Consider the following 13509-nt stretch of genomic DNA (forward strand, 5'->3'; position numbering starts at 1 on the left):
TTACTTTCCTTTGTTAGATACAACGAGTGTCACCCACTCTTCACGCTGAATACGCTTTACAATTGTGCAGTCAGCATATGCTTGTAATACTTTATCTTCATATTTGTCTAAGATCCCTGAAAGTACCAAGGTACCCTCATCTTTAAGCAAACGTTTCAGGTCACCGGCAATGAAGACCAGTACGTCGGCGACAATATTGGCGATGACCACGTCATACTTTCTCTGCGTGCCGGCTGCCGAGCCTTCCCAGATCTCCCGGAAAGCCACCCCGTTGACCTCGGCATTCTCAAGCGTGTTTGCTACCGAAACGGGATCAGTGTCGCATGCATCGACCTCCGCGCCGAGTTTTGCTGCCGCAATACCCAATATCCCGCTGCCGCAGCCGATGTCCGCAACCTCGTCGTCTTCTTTGACCTCGGAGGCGATCGCTTCGAGACAGGCCGCCGTCGTCGGGTGGTGACCCGTACCGAAAGCTAGGGCCGGATCGATCATGATGTTGTACATCCCCTCTTTGGGCTGGTCCCAGGTCGGATGGATATAGAAGGGTCCGATCTCAATCGGCGTAATGCTCTCCTGGTAACTCTTGACCCAGTCACTGTTTTTCTCTTTTTTAAGCTCGAGATCGAGACCGATCGTCTCTCCGAGCGCCTGTTCAAGGGCCTCTTTAAACTGTTCTACGCCCCATGACATCGTCTCAAGATCATCTTCGCTGCGGACGATGAAACTGCCGTCGCGCTCTTCAAAACCGACAGGCAGCGTGTCCGCGAGGAAATCCCCGAAAAGTTCAAAATAGGCCGAAGGGGTAATGGTCAGTTCGTAATAATATTCTTGCATCTACTGCACTTCCTTTAACGCTTTTTCCAGATCCAGGGTTCCCTCGTAGTAGGCTTTGCCGACAATAACGCCCTCGATCTCGCCCGTCGCCTGGAGGGCGTCGATGTCGGCCCTGTCTTTCAGGCCGCCGCTGGCGATTGTCGGCACGCCCGACGCTCGAGCGATGGAGAGGGTGAAGTCCACATTAACCCCGCTGAGCATCCCGTCGCGCCCCACATCGGTACAGATGATCGCTTCGACGCCTGCCTCGGCGAAAGCTTTGGCCAGCTCGGTCGCCTTCATTTCACTCACTTCGCCCCACCCTTCGACGGCCACATAGCCGTCGATCGCGTCGATGCCGACAACCACCGGGTATTTTGCCGCCATCTCCCTGACGAACTGCGGGTCTTTCACGGCGATGGAGCCGAGAATCACGCGGTCGATGCCCAGATCGAGGTAGCGTTTGATCGTCTCTTCGTCGCGGATGCCGCCGCCGAGTTCGAGCTTGACGTTGCAGTTTGCGCGGATCTTTCTGATCTCCTCAAGGTTAACCGGCTCGCCGGCAAAGGCGCCGTTCAGATCGACCAGGTGGACCCACTCGGCCCCCATCTTTTCAAAACTCTTGACCAGTTCCCACGGTTCGTCGGAATAAATCTTGGCACTCTCCATCACCCCTTTAGAGAGACGGACCGCCTTGCCGTCTTTGAGGTCGATCGCAGGAAATAGCGTCATATATTGCTCCTATAGATTGATAAAATTTTGTAAGATTTGAAGCCCGTTTTTATGGCTCTTCTCGGGGTGGGGCTGGATACCCATCACATTGCCGTTCGCCACGGCGCTCGTAAAGCTGTAGCCATACTCCGTGCGCCCTATGGTGTTGGCAGGATCTTCGCACACCGCATGATAGGAGTGGACGAAGTAGAGGTAGTGCTCATCGTCCAGCCCTTCAAAAAGAGGGTGCTCTTTGGTGAACATGCGGTTCCATCCCATGTGCGGCACCTTCAGGGGGTGATCGAAACGCGCCGTGTCAAAGGCCTGCACATGCCCTTTGATAAGTCCGAGCCCTTCGTTGTGGCCGAACTCCTGGCTCGTTTCGAAGAGCAGCTGCATGCCAAGACAGATGCCTAGCATCGGGGCGCCCGAGGCGGCAAAGCGCTTGATCGCCTCGTCCATGCCACGCTCTTTCAGGTGCTCCATCGCATCGCCATAGGCACCGACGCCCGGCAGGATCAGCTTGTCATAGGTGTAAAACTTGTCGGGGTCCGACTCGACTTTCGCCTCGTGGCCGAGCTTTCTGAAAGCATTTTTGACCGAGGCCAGGTTTCCCATATTGTAATCAACGATTCCGATCATGATTCAATTCTCTTTCCAGTAAATTTTATGTAAACAGCAAGCGAGACCATCAGCAGCGAAACGCCGCCGATAATGTACATCGCCGTAATCAGCTTGTCGGGTTCCGTCATCGCAAACTTGAAGACCAGCATCAGCGCCTCGATAGAGAGGGCGATGATGATGGAGCCCAAAAACCGTACCATCGTCTTGTGGGGGTCTGCGGTATTGTGTTCTTCGAAGCCGCTGCCGAGGACCTCCTCTTCGAAAAGGGTCTTGACCAGGTCAAAGATGGCCAGCGCCAGAGTCAACAGGATTGTGGCGTTAAAGATGCTCTTGACATCGATGTTCTGAAAATCCGTTCCCTCCAGGAAAAAATACTCCAGCCCTTTGAGAAAGAGCAGCAGCGCCACCAGGGCGAGGACAAGGGTAAAGGCCGCATACCCGATACGGAAAAAACGCCCTGCGAATGAGCGCATCGGCATGGGGTGGGCGATCTTGAGTACGGCGTCAAGCGGCATATCCAGACAGGCGACATACAGGATCTCGCCCTTCTCGTCAAAGATCGGCTGCGAAGCGGTGATGGTCAGTTCCTGCGTGATCAGCGAGGGGTAAGGGTCCGTGATCGTACAGCGCTTCTCTTTTACCGCGCGGTAGTAATAGGCGCGGTTCGAGCGGATCAGCCCGATATCATCGTCTTTCTTACTCTCATCGCCCAGGTAGGTCGGCGAAAGCTGCACCCCGCGGGCATCGAGCAGATAGATCCCCTCGCAATCCTTGAGGTCCCCCTTGATCTTACGCATGCGCCCCATGACGGCGTCGACTGTGATGGAGGGGAGACGGTTCGGCAGGTTCTTGGAGAAGAGGTAACAAAAATAGGCTCTCGCCTTCGTACGGCTTTCGGCGTAGTGTTGTATGTCGCGTGTATGCAAAACCTCTTCTCCATCATCGTTTAAATAGACGCGATTATAGCCTAGTGTTGATTAACGCTTGATTTGTCTCCTGATTAAGTCCTGTTTTGTACGCCGTCTGTTATAGTATCGGTATGAATAGAGAACCCATACGTATCGCCCTTGTCCGCCTCACCGCGCTTGGTGACATCATCAACGGTACCATTGTCCTGCAGCTGATCAAAAAGCACTACCCGAATGCACAGATAGAGTGGTTCTGCGAGGCGGCGTTCGCCCCTGTTCTTGAGGGGCATCCCGACCTCCTCAAAGTCCACGCCGTTCCCATCAAGCGGATCAAAAAAGAGAAGAGTCTCGCCCTGCTCAAAGCGACCGTTTCCGCCCTGAAAGCGTCGGGCCCCTTTGACAAGATCATCGACATGCAGGGGCTCATCAAGTCCGCCGTCGTCGCCCGCCTTATCGGCAAGAACATCCACGGTTTCGACAAAGCATCGGCCAGAGAGTCTCTCGCCTCGCGGTTCTATGCGACCCATTCGCATATCCCCTACGAAGAGAACGTCATCCGCCGCAACATCGATGTTGTCGCGCAGGCGCTCGGCTTCAAAGTGAGCGACGGGGAGATACTGGCCAAACAGCCCTGCTTCGCTTCGCGGGAAAAGCCCGCTTTCCTCGCCTCCGGTACAAAGAATATCGCCTTCGTCATCGGGGCTTCGTGGCCGTCCAAAGAGTACCCGAAAGAGAGATTTTCCGAGCTCGCTCTTGATCTGAAGGAGGCCCGATGCATCCTGATCTGGGGAAGCGAGAGGGAGAGAGAATATGCCAATTTTATCGCCAAAAACGCCCCCAATGCGGTCGTCGCACCCAAGCTCTCTCTGGCCGAGCTCAGAGCGGTCATCGAGCACTGCGACCTCACCATCGGCAACGACACCGGCCCGACCCACCTCGCCTGGGCGATGAACCGCCCTTCCATTACCCTCTTCGGCCCGACCAACACCCGGATGATCTACGAGACCCCGATCAACCTCGCCTGCGAGTCGGACTCAAAAGTCGACATCAATAAGATCGACAAAAACGACTTCTCCATCCGGACGATCCCCGTCGAGGTTATCGCAGACAAGGCAAAAGGACTTCTGGCAGCGGAGTAGGCGTGTGACGTGTGATGCGCAACGCGTTACGTACTAAGCGTTCAATATGTAGCGCTAAGACTTAACGCTAAACAATGTAGTTTTTTTTGATCCATTGAGCTTTTTGTTTTTATCAACGAAGGAGCGAACTCTCTGCTCTTTCCGCTTCCCGGCCGAAGGTAAACCCTTCACCATTTCGCTTCACACTGCACCTTGCCAAAGGCAAACCCCTCGCGCTCAGCTGTCGGCATAGCCCTGCGGATTTTGCGACTGCCAGCGCCAGCTGTCTTCGCACATCTCGTCGATGCCACGTTTGGCTTCCCATCCCAGTATTTTTTTGGCGTAAGTCGGGTCGGCGTAGCATTCGGCGATGTCGCCGGCGCGGCGTTCGACGATCTTGTAGGGCACCTTTCTGCCCGAGGCCTTCTCAAAGGCTTTGACCATCTCCAGCACCGAGTAACCATTACCCGTACCGAGGTTGACGGTCAGGACGCCCCGGTTGGCGTCAATGTAGTCAAGCGCCTTGAGGTGGCCGTCCGCGAGGTCAACGACGTGAATATAGTCACGCACCCCCGTGCCGTCGCGCGTCGGGTAGTCCCCGCCGAAAACGCTGAGACAATCGCGTTTACCCACCGCAGTCTGCGATATGAAGGGCATGAGGTTGTTGGGAATGCCGTTGGGGTCTTCGCCGATGGTGCCGGACTTATGGGCGCCGACCGGGTTGAAGTAGCGCAGCAGCGCGACACTCCACTCACCGTCCGCAACGGAGAGGTCGCGCAATATCTCTTCGATGAAGAGTTTTGTGCGCCCATAGGGGTTGGTCGCGCTCAGCGGGAAATCTTCGGTGATCGGCGTCATATGCGGGTCGCCGTAGACCGTCGCGGACGAACTGAAGACGATCTTTTTGCAGCCGTGCTCTCGCATGACTTCGCAGAGCACGATGGTGCCGTGGATGTTGTTGTCGTAGTACGTCAGCGGTTCCGCCACCGACTCCCCCACCGCCTTCAGCCCGGCAAAATGGATGACCGATGTAATGTCGTAACGCGCAAACACCGCCTCCAGGTCATCCGCCGAACGGATGTCCCCCTCGACGAACGGCACGGCTCTGCCGACGATCTTCTCGACCCGTCTCAAACTCTCTTTCGAGGCGTTTGAGAGGTTGTCGAAGACCACGATCTCATGCCCCGCCTCCATCAGCAGAACACAGGTATGTGAGCCGATATAACCGGCCCCTCCAGTCACAAGGACCATAGGCTTTCCTCTCTTTCCAACGTACAGCGCCAAGGCCCTTAAAGGGGATTAGCGCTGCGCTCTTTTGTAAAAATATTTTATCACTATTGCTATTACATAGCGATTACTTCGCTGATCTGCTTGTCCTAGACATGGCGTGCTACGTGCTATGTATTACGTGTTACTATCGTTTCTTTTTATCTACAGAGAAGGTCAAGGGCAAACAGCACAGTATAGCAAAGCACTAAATTCTGAGTCGTGCGAGAGGCCACCCTGGAGTGTTTAACAGATGAGAGGGTTGATTTTTAAATTATCCTTGTTCTAGCTCTTTCATTGTATCACGTATTACTTGCTACTGTTTTATCTGCTCATTATCACAGCACTTAGCACGCAACACAAAACACTAAACGCGTTTGAAATCGTCCAAGATGCGGACGATGTCGTCTTCGCCGACGTACTCGCCGACCTGCGCTTCGATCATGACCAGCGGTATTCTCCCGACGTTCTCGAGGCGGTGGATCTCGCCCATCGGGATGTAGGTCGATTCGTTGGCGCGGACTAGGTATTCCTCCTTGCCCCGCGTCACGGTTGCGGTGCCCGAGACGACGATCCAGTGCTCCGAGCGGTGGTAGTGTTTCTGCAGGCTCAGACGTTTGCCCGGTTTGACGACGATACGTTTGACCTTGTAGCCGTCCGACTCGTCGAGGATGGTGTAGGTCCCCCACGGACGGTGCGCCGTGACATGGATGTTCGGCAGTTCAGAGTTACGCGCCTTGAGCTCTTTGACCACCTCTTTGACCTTCTGGCTGCTCCCCTTTTTGGAGACCAGCAGTGCATCGGCCGTATCGATGATGAGCAGGTCGTCGACATCGATCGCGGCGACCAACTTCTCCGAAATGATCAGATTGTTTTTTGATTCCTGAATGATCGGCTCGCAACGCTGGGTCGAAGCGGCATTACCCGCCTCGTCCTGCGGCAGCTCTTCGTAGAGGGCATCAAAACTTCCCAGGTCGCTCCAGGCGATGTCGGACGGGACCACTTTGACCCGACTGCTCTTCTCCATCACCGCATAGTCAATGCTGTCTTCGGGGATCGCCGCCATGTCCTCGTGCGAGATACGGACCATCTCATCTCTTTTCGCATTTTCAAAGGCGTTCAGCGAAGCCTCATAGATCTCCGGAGAGTAGGTCTGCAGCTCTTCGAGGAAGAGACCCGCTCTGAAACAGAACATTCCGGAGTTCCAGTAATAGTTTCCGGCATCGAGATAGGCCTGCGCCGTGAGTGCATCCGGCTTCTCTTTGAAAGAGAGGACATCCTCCCCTTCGGCCTCGATGTAGCCAAAACCGGTCTCGGGGTACTGAGGGGTGATGCCGAAAGTGACGAGGTTGTCATCCTGTGCCAACGTCTTTGCTTTTTCCACCGCTTCAAGGTAGGCTTTTTCGTCCTTGATCAGGTGGTCGGAGGGGGTGACGAGAACGATCTCGTCTGCATCGAGTGCAAGACATGCAAGTGCGATTGCCGGGGCGGTGTTGCGGCCGACCGGCTCGAGAAGGTAGCGTGATTCGTAGTTGACGGCGTGCGTTTCATGCGGGTCCCCCGCCCTGCGCGCCCGGATGCCGGCCTTCATCTCCTCGATCTGGTCGACCGCGAGGAAATACTGCTCGGCATTGGAGACAATGAACTGCGCGTCGCAGGCCTTCTGGTTACGTGCAACGGTCTTTTGAAAAAGAGATTCGCTGTTGAAAAGCTGAACGAACTGCTTCGGCATCAGGGTCCGGCTCAGCGGCCAGAGTCTTGTCCCGCTACCGCCGCAAAGTATAATGTTGGTCATGCCCTTCTCCGATAATAATAGATAATTGATTCAGCCGGAGATTTTACCTTTATAGCCATTAATGCCACATTAGATACAACAGTGTTTAACAAAGCTGCAACGAGGATACAGACTTTTCAAGAGTACGGAAAAGGGGGACAAGGTGCATCGGAAAAAACAAAAATAGGGAAAAGAAGTAAAAAGAGTTTGAAAAGGATTGTTTGATTGGTGGAGACGTCGGGTGTCGAACCCGAGTCCAAAAATAGTTAGAAAATGGCGTCTACATGCTTAGAGACATTGTTTCGTTTAATTCGGCTTCATACAATGCGCAAGACTAGACCGAACGAGCCTCAAAAGTTCATCTTGCGCTGAGACAGACGCAGAGTATATCTATCGTGAGGGTTATACTTCAAGATCTCTTCTCGGATAGAACCGAAGAGTGAAGCAGCCCGCCTCTTTCGAGGGGTTAAAACTTAAGCTACTGCTAAAGCTGGGCGGTAATTTGTGTTGTTTGCGTTTAAGCAAGTTGAGCCGCGTAACGGGAGTGCTCAGCCCGGCATGCAACCAGATTCCGACCTACTCCTGTCGAAGCCAAGTCGTCCCCAGTCAGATACAAATTACACAGTGAAATTATACCATATAAAAAGCAACCCTGTCGACAGAAAAGTAAACAGGCATCGTAAAAACCCTTGGATAAAAACGTTTACTGCAGGGTGATGAGGAAACCGTAGTCACGCTCTCTGAAACGCAGCGGGCACTCCACCGGGTCACCGCAGCGAAACTGCGCGATGTCGTCGGCGCGGGGGTAGGTCTGAACGGTCATCGTGACCCGCATCTCACTGTTGTAATCCTGCAAAATACCGCTCACGCCGTTGGCGATACTGCCCATCGGGTTAAGGAAAAAGTAGCTGATATTGCCCAGTATCCTGGAACCGAAGACCATGCCGCCGTTGCTGTCGAGTCTCTTTTCGAGCAGATACATCCCTTCGCCCATAAACGAACCGAAAAGCGGCGTAATGATAAGATCCTGAATGGACGGGATCTCGGCAAACGACTCATAGCCGTACTCCCAGAAAAACGTCGACATCAGCGTCGAGTAGGCCGCCGATTCGACGATGGACATGCCGTCATTTCTGGCCAGGGTATAGTAGATCGCGCCCGATATCGGGTGGCCGATATAGTTGATCGCCCAGTCATCCTTGTCCCAGACCGGCTTTGTATTGAGGTGCTCGCGCCACCGCTCCTGAAGGGACTTCTCCTCCAGCTCGTCCATGTCCCATTTCGAAACGCTCTCGGGAAGCACCGCCAGAATACCGATCGTCGATATTAAAAAAACCTGCAGGTAGACCGAATCTTCGATCAGTTTCCGGTAACGGTAGGGAAGTGCTTCGTTGACATTGTAATATTCGGGAAGATAGTCTACGCCGTCTTCCCCGTTGAACACCGCAAACTGCTGCTGCAGCGACGCACTCATCCTGTAGTCTTGAAGACCCTGAGACAACGTTTCGCCAGGCGGTATCAAAAGGGGTTCGGCAAGGGGGCCGACGTGAAACGCGGAAGCGGGCAGCTGCGTCCGAGCGGGCGTTGCGCTGAGATCCTCGTAGAGCCGGCTGCCGGCATGAAGGCTCAGGGCAGAGAGAAGCATAAACAATAGAGTCCTCAATCGCATGATATGACCTTCACTCGGCAAAAAGCGCTTTGCACAAGCCTTTTTTTAACCCTGCGCAAAATTATTCGTTTATTTTCTGCTTGATCTCGGAAGCGATCGCGCAACACTGCTCTATCTTTTGAGAGAGGGTCAGCTCTTCCTGCAAAAGGACATTGACAAAAGCGGAACCGACGATGACGCCGTCCGCACCGGCGACCTTCTCTTTGGCCGTCTTCTGGTTGACGCCGAAACCGACATAGGCGGGGGTATCGGTGTACGACTTTATCGATCTCAGGACCGGCTGCAGGTCCTCGCTCTGGCCGCTGCCCGTAATACCGGCATAGGCGACCAGGTAGATGAACTTCTTGGCGTCGCGGACGATCTCTTCAATACGCGCATCACTGTCGGTCGGTGCAACAAAGGCGATGTTGGCAATGTTGTTCGCGTCAAACTGCGGTTTGTAAAGTAGCGCCTCTTCGTGCGGCAGGTCCGGAATGATCATACCGCTGACACCGATCGCATTCGCTTTTTTCAAAAGTGCGTCCATGCCGTATTGGTAGAAAGAGTTAAAGTACCCCATCCACAGCGTGTCGACTTTCGGGGCGATCTGCTCGGAAATCTCCAGTACATCCCTGAAGCGAAGCCCTTTCTCCAAGGCTAAAAAGTTGGCTTTCTCGATCACCGGGCCGTCAGCGACCGGATCGGAAAAAGGGACGCCGAGCTCCAGCGAGTCGACGCCGCTTTCGCCGAGGGCCAGGGCCAGGTCTACGGTAAATGATTTTTCAGGAAAACCTGTTGTGATGTACGCTACAAGATGTTTCAATCTGTCTCCAAAAGAGGGATATATATAATTATTGTAATATTTAAACGAAATTGTACCACTTTTGGATAAAATCACGATACTTATACACGCAAAAGATGAGAAGAAATATGACAAAGAAGCTTTCCATCACCAGTATTCAAAAGGCCAAGGGCGATCGTCCCCTGACCATGATCACTGCCTATGATGCCCTGTTCGCCAAACTTTTTGACCCCATTGCCGACATTATTCTTGTCGGCGACAGCCTCAATATGAGTTTCGGCGGCAAAAAAGATACGCTCAGCGCCACCCTCGATCAGATGATCTACCACACCCAGGCCGTCTGCAACGGCGCACAAAACAGCTTTGTCATCGCCGATATGCCTTTCGGCACCTACCCTACGGCTGAAAAAGCCCTGGAAAATGCGACCAGACTCTTCCAGGAGTGCCCTGCCGATGCGGTCAAGATCGAAGGGGGCCAGAACAAAGCAGAGACCATCAGACACCTTGTCGACAACGGCATCGCCGTCTGCGGCCACATCGGACTTCTGCCGCAATCGGTCCGCGGCGAAGGGGGCTATAAGGTCAAGGGCAAAAATGAGGAGGAGGCCAAGGCGCTGATCACCGATGCACTGGCGGTCGAACAGGCCGGTGCTTTCTGTATGGTAATCGAAGGGGTCAAGGCCGAGGTCGCGATGCACGTTGCCAGAGCCGTCAAGGTGCCGGTGATCGGCATCGGCGCCGGCAACAGCGTTGACGGACAGGTGCTTGTCTTTTCCGACATGCTGGGACTTTTCGAGGCGTTCACCCCCAAATTCGTCAAGAAGTACCTCAACGGTGCCGAGCTGGTCAAAGAGGCCGTCCAGAACTACAAAGATGAAGTTGAATCGCGCCGTTTTCCTGATGAGATCCACACCTATTAAACACTATTTCAAAGAGAAGAGAGGCTGATGGAACGCATAGTCGAAATCGAAAAATTTGAGACCGAAGAGCTCAGCGAAACCAACCTACGCCCCGATGCCTGGAACGAATATGTCGGTCAGGAACAGATCAAAAAGAACCTCGGCGTCTTTATCGAGGCGAGCAAAAAACGCGGCGAGGCGCTCGACCATGTCCTCTTCTACGGCCCCCCGGGGCTGGGCAAGACCACCCTCGCACTGATCATCGCCAATGAGATGGGCTCAAGCATCAAAGTCACCGCCGCGCCGATGATCGAAAAGAGCGGCGACCTGGCCGCGATCATGACCAATCTCGACGAAGGGGATATCCTCTTCATCGACGAGATCCACCGACTCTCGCCTGCGGTCGAAGAGATCCTCTACTCGGCGATGGAGGATTTTCGCCTGGACATCATCATCGGCAGCGGACCGGCGGCGCAGACGGTCAAGATCGACCTTCCCCGCTTTACCCTGATCGGCGCGACCACCCGTGCGGGGATGCTTTCCAACCCGCTCCGCGACCGTTTCGGCATGAGTTTCCGCATGAACTTCTACGGCCCCCAAGAGCTTGCACTTATCGTGCAGCAGGCCTCCGAGAAGCTGAGCAAAGAGATCGTTCATGAAGCTGCTCTCGAGATCGCCAAACGCTCCCGGGGAACACCGCGTATCGCGCTCAGACTGCTGCGACGCGTTCGCGACTTCTCGGATGTGGCCAATGAGGAGCAGATCCTGCTTGAAAGGACCCGATTCGCCCTGGAGCAGCTCGGCATCAATACCTACGGTTTTGACGAGATGGACATCCGTCTTCTGGAGTACCTGATGCAGGCCAAAGGGCGCCCGATGGGGCTGAGCACCATTGCCGCGGCGCTGAGCGAAGACGAGGGCACCGTCGAAGACGTACTCGAACCTTATCTGCTGGCCAACGGCTACCTCGAGAGGACAGCCCGGGGGCGTGTCGCCACACAGAAGAGCTACGAAGTGCTGAAGTTCAAGGCACCCACTCAGAAACACTCTCTCTTTGAAGAATAGAGAGAGACGATGAAACCGCAATACATCATCATCACCCTCTTGGGCTTCTCTCTCTACTGGATGTTCCTGCTTTATCAGCCTTTTCTGCTGAGCATCATGATCGCGGCCCTTCTGGCTGTCTCCACCGCCTCCGTGCAGCGTCGCCTTGAGCAGCAGACCGGCTCGGTGCTTTTAGCCTCGCTGATCTCCACCATCACCCTGGCTATTCTCTTTTTTGCTCCTCTGGGCTACTTTTTGACCACCTTCACCCTCTATCTGGGCAATACGGACATCACAGCCCTGGAGCAGATCTACTTTGAGATCAGTGACTGGGCCGGGCATATGCCCTCCTATCTGGCCTTTTTACAGCCCTTTATTGACGACGCCCTCAGCGAGATCGAGATCAACAAGCTCGCAAAACACACTCTGGGCATGGCGGGCACCATCGGCAGCTACAGTGCGGGTTTTCTTAAAAATGCGCTGCTGATCATCATCTTCTACTTCTTTTCGCATTTTTACGGCAAGACGATCTTCGCCTATTTCAGACGCGTCATCCAGCTTCCCCAGCAGGATGCGACACTGCTCAGCTTCGAGCTTTCGTCGGTCATGAGCGTGGTCTTCTACTCCATTTTGACCACCGCTGTCTTTGAAGGGGCACTCTTCGGTGTGGCTGTCGGTTTCATGGGGTATAACGGCCTTCTCTTCGGGATCATGTACGGTTTTGCATCGCTGATGCCCGTTGTCGGCGGCGCGCTGATGTGGGTCCCTTTTATGGTCTATGAACTCAGCCACGGCAATACCGGCAGTGCCCTCTTCATCGTCCTCTACTCCATTATTGTCATCTCGATCATTGCCGACACCCTCATCAAACCCGTCATCATCAAAGAGATCAACCTGCGCATCGTCAAGACCGACGCCAAGATGAACGAACTGCTGATCTTCTTCTCTATCATCGCCGGTCTCGGCGCTTTCGGTTTCTGGGGGATGATCCTCGGCCCAGCCATTACCGCCTTTTTCCTCTCGCTGCTCAAGCTGATTGAGCTTCGACAGAAAGTGGAGAGCGCGTAAGTGGAAAGGGTTTGCCTTCAGTCTGAGCATATTTTAAAAATAATCCTCATAATCTGTTGATAAGAGCCAACAGCAAAATGCATGGAAAGCACTTAAAGAATTAAAATTCTATGCAGGACAGAACTAAATTCTGTATCGTGAAATGCTTTATCGTACAAATATAAAGAGAGAAAAAGATAAAGAGAGAATCATCAAATTACACGAATGAGTGTCATGTGTTAGTCTGTTGATGAAAAAGAAAAAAGATCGTAACACGTAGCACGATGAAAGCGTACTGCTTTTACAGCAAGTGAATAGGATCGTATTTGACCTGTCTGCCCGAAGCCGGGCTGTGGGAGCGTTACTGCCCGCCCCCTATGTCGGCACCGAGATCCATCGTGTGCGGCAGTTCGTGCGGAAGGCCCTCGTTCACTCTGCGCGCAAGGTTCAGCGCATTGATCAGATCGTCGAGGTTTTCGTAGGGGATATGCACTTTCCACTCCTGATCCTCTCCACTGACCGAAATACCTACACTCACGACCGGACTGCTATGCTCCCCATAAGGCCTTTCAATATGGACGACACTGATCTTGCCATCCGTTGTATGCGCCAAATCCAAGGTTGTTATATCGACAATTTTTTTAGACATGAGAGACTCCTTCTCTGAATATGTTCTGCTTATTTCTATTGTAGCATACTTTTTTGCTAATGCAACCCGTACAGAACATCAGATTTTTTACACAATTCAAAATGTCAAAGAAGTTGATGTTGTGATGCGTCCGTAGATTAATTCCGGCAGAAGTGACGGAATGCCATGTGTTGACAGTTAAAAGTCCGGGTAGTGACTTTTGGCCG

13 protein-coding genes and 1 other RNA gene are annotated in these 13509 nt (G+C 53.6%); 4 read left to right on the forward strand and 10 right to left on the reverse strand.

Annotation, left to right across the window (positions count from 1 at the left end; all coding sequences use genetic code 11):
• The 4 genes from WCY20_RS10545 to WCY20_RS10560 are packed head-to-tail and all read right to left on the reverse strand — an operon-like array spanning position 1 to position 3074.
• Positions 1–834, reverse strand: coding sequence for a 50S ribosomal protein L11 methyltransferase (locus WCY20_RS10545; RefSeq protein ID WP_345974978.1), 834 nt, complete (start codon positions 832–834; stop codon positions 1–3).
• Positions 835–1545 (reverse strand): 1-(5-phosphoribosyl)-5-[(5-phosphoribosylamino)methylideneamino]imidazole-4-carboxamide isomerase, encoded by a 711-nt coding sequence (hisA, locus tag WCY20_RS10550; RefSeq protein ID WP_345974980.1) that lies wholly within the window; start codon positions 1543–1545, stop codon positions 835–837. It abuts the gene before it with no gap.
• Positions 1546–1554: 9 nt separating this feature from the next.
• On the reverse strand, positions 1555–2166 hold the full coding sequence (gene hisH / locus WCY20_RS10555; RefSeq protein WP_345974982.1) for an imidazole glycerol phosphate synthase subunit HisH: 612 nt from the start codon (positions 2164–2166) through the stop codon (positions 1555–1557).
• Positions 2163–3074, reverse strand: a complete 912-nt coding sequence (locus WCY20_RS10560; RefSeq protein ID WP_345974983.1) for a PDC sensor domain-containing protein — start codon at positions 3072–3074, stop codon at positions 2163–2165. Before WCY20_RS10560 ends, hisH begins: the two co-directional genes overlap by 4 nt.
• A gap of 113 nt (positions 3075–3187) precedes the next feature.
• Between WCY20_RS10560 and waaC the strand changes: the two genes are divergently transcribed.
• Positions 3188–4195, forward strand: coding sequence for a lipopolysaccharide heptosyltransferase I (waaC, locus tag WCY20_RS10565; RefSeq protein WP_345974985.1), 1008 nt, complete (start codon positions 3188–3190; stop codon positions 4193–4195).
• Between the two features lie 216 nt (positions 4196–4411).
• Here waaC and galE read toward each other — a convergent pair whose 3' ends face one another.
• The 5 genes from galE to trpA all read right to left on the reverse strand — a co-directional run bounded on the left by galE (position 4412) and on the right by trpA (position 9685).
• Positions 4412–5425: a UDP-glucose 4-epimerase GalE gene (gene galE, locus WCY20_RS10570; protein WP_345974986.1), complete on the reverse strand. Its 1014-nt coding sequence runs from the start codon at positions 5423–5425 to the stop codon at positions 4412–4414.
• A 382-nt stretch (positions 5426–5807) separates the two neighbouring features.
• The gene (locus WCY20_RS10575) at positions 5808–7235 is read right to left on the reverse strand and encodes a mannose-1-phosphate guanylyltransferase/mannose-6-phosphate isomerase (protein ID WP_345974988.1); all 1428 of its coding nucleotides are present in this window, start codon (positions 7233–7235) and stop codon (positions 5808–5810) included.
• Between the two features lie 205 nt (positions 7236–7440).
• Positions 7441–7818: a transfer-messenger RNA gene (ssrA, locus tag WCY20_RS10580) on the reverse strand.
• Between the two features lie 99 nt (positions 7819–7917).
• Positions 7918–8859, reverse strand: coding sequence for a DUF3943 domain-containing protein (locus WCY20_RS10585; protein WP_345978255.1), 942 nt, complete (start codon positions 8857–8859; stop codon positions 7918–7920).
• A gap of 85 nt (positions 8860–8944) precedes the next feature.
• Positions 8945–9685 (reverse strand): tryptophan synthase subunit alpha, encoded by a 741-nt coding sequence (gene trpA, locus WCY20_RS10590; RefSeq protein ID WP_345974990.1) that lies wholly within the window; start codon positions 9683–9685, stop codon positions 8945–8947.
• 107 nt (positions 9686–9792) lie between these two features.
• Here trpA and panB point away from each other — a divergent pair, with 107 nt between their 5' ends.
• From panB to WCY20_RS10605, 3 genes are read left to right on the forward strand one after another with little or no spacing between them, the layout of a single operon-like run.
• Positions 9793–10584 (forward strand): 3-methyl-2-oxobutanoate hydroxymethyltransferase, encoded by a 792-nt coding sequence (panB, locus tag WCY20_RS10595; RefSeq protein WP_345974991.1) that lies wholly within the window; start codon positions 9793–9795, stop codon positions 10582–10584.
• A gap of 27 nt (positions 10585–10611) precedes the next feature.
• On the forward strand, positions 10612–11628 hold the full coding sequence (gene ruvB / locus WCY20_RS10600) for a Holliday junction branch migration DNA helicase RuvB (RefSeq protein WP_345974993.1): 1017 nt from the start codon (positions 10612–10614) through the stop codon (positions 11626–11628).
• 9 nt (positions 11629–11637) lie between these two features.
• Positions 11638–12675: an AI-2E family transporter gene (locus WCY20_RS10605; RefSeq protein WP_345974995.1), complete on the forward strand. Its 1038-nt coding sequence runs from the start codon at positions 11638–11640 to the stop codon at positions 12673–12675.
• 340 nt (positions 12676–13015) lie between these two features.
• On the opposite strand, the gene WCY20_RS10610 is transcribed toward WCY20_RS10605, so the two are convergent.
• On the reverse strand, positions 13016–13303 hold the full coding sequence (locus WCY20_RS10610) for a hypothetical protein (protein WP_345974997.1): 288 nt from the start codon (positions 13301–13303) through the stop codon (positions 13016–13018).
• Between the last annotated feature and the right edge of the window lie 206 nt (positions 13304–13509).

Source organism: Sulfurimonas sp. HSL3-7 (genome assembly GCF_039645985.1).
In the GTDB taxonomy this organism is placed as follows: Bacteria; Campylobacterota; Campylobacteria; order Campylobacterales; family Sulfurimonadaceae; genus Sulfonitrofixus; species Sulfonitrofixus jiaomeiensis.

What these genes read in the sequence shown, in the direction of transcription:
- galE (WP_345974986.1), bottom strand. Translation starts at nt 5,425, where the DNA reads ATGGTCCTTGTGACTGGAGGGGCCGGTTATATCGGCTCACATACCTGT.
- WCY20_RS10585 (WP_345978255.1), bottom strand. Translation starts at nt 8,859, where the DNA reads ATGCTTCTCTCTGCCCTGAGCCTTCATGCCGGCAGCCGGCTCTACGAG.
- WCY20_RS10545 (WP_345974978.1), bottom strand. Translation starts at nt 834, where the DNA reads ATGCAAGAATATTATTACGAACTGACCATTACCCCTTCGGCCTATTTT.
- WCY20_RS10605 (WP_345974995.1), top strand. Translation starts at nt 11,638, where the DNA reads ATGAAACCGCAATACATCATCATCACCCTCTTGGGCTTCTCTCTCTAC.
- panB (WP_345974991.1), top strand. Translation starts at nt 9,793, where the DNA reads ATGACAAAGAAGCTTTCCATCACCAGTATTCAAAAGGCCAAGGGCGAT.
- WCY20_RS10575 (WP_345974988.1), bottom strand. Translation starts at nt 7,235, where the DNA reads ATGACCAACATTATACTTTGCGGCGGTAGCGGGACAAGACTCTGGCCG.
- WCY20_RS10610 (WP_345974997.1), bottom strand. Translation starts at nt 13,303, where the DNA reads ATGTCTAAAAAAATTGTCGATATAACAACCTTGGATTTGGCGCATACA.
- ruvB (WP_345974993.1), top strand. Translation starts at nt 10,612, where the DNA reads ATGGAACGCATAGTCGAAATCGAAAAATTTGAGACCGAAGAGCTCAGC.
- hisA (WP_345974980.1), bottom strand. Translation starts at nt 1,545, where the DNA reads ATGACGCTATTTCCTGCGATCGACCTCAAAGACGGCAAGGCGGTCCGT.
- hisH (WP_345974982.1), bottom strand. Translation starts at nt 2,166, where the DNA reads ATGATCGGAATCGTTGATTACAATATGGGAAACCTGGCCTCGGTCAAA.
- waaC (WP_345974985.1), top strand. Translation starts at nt 3,188, where the DNA reads ATGAATAGAGAACCCATACGTATCGCCCTTGTCCGCCTCACCGCGCTT.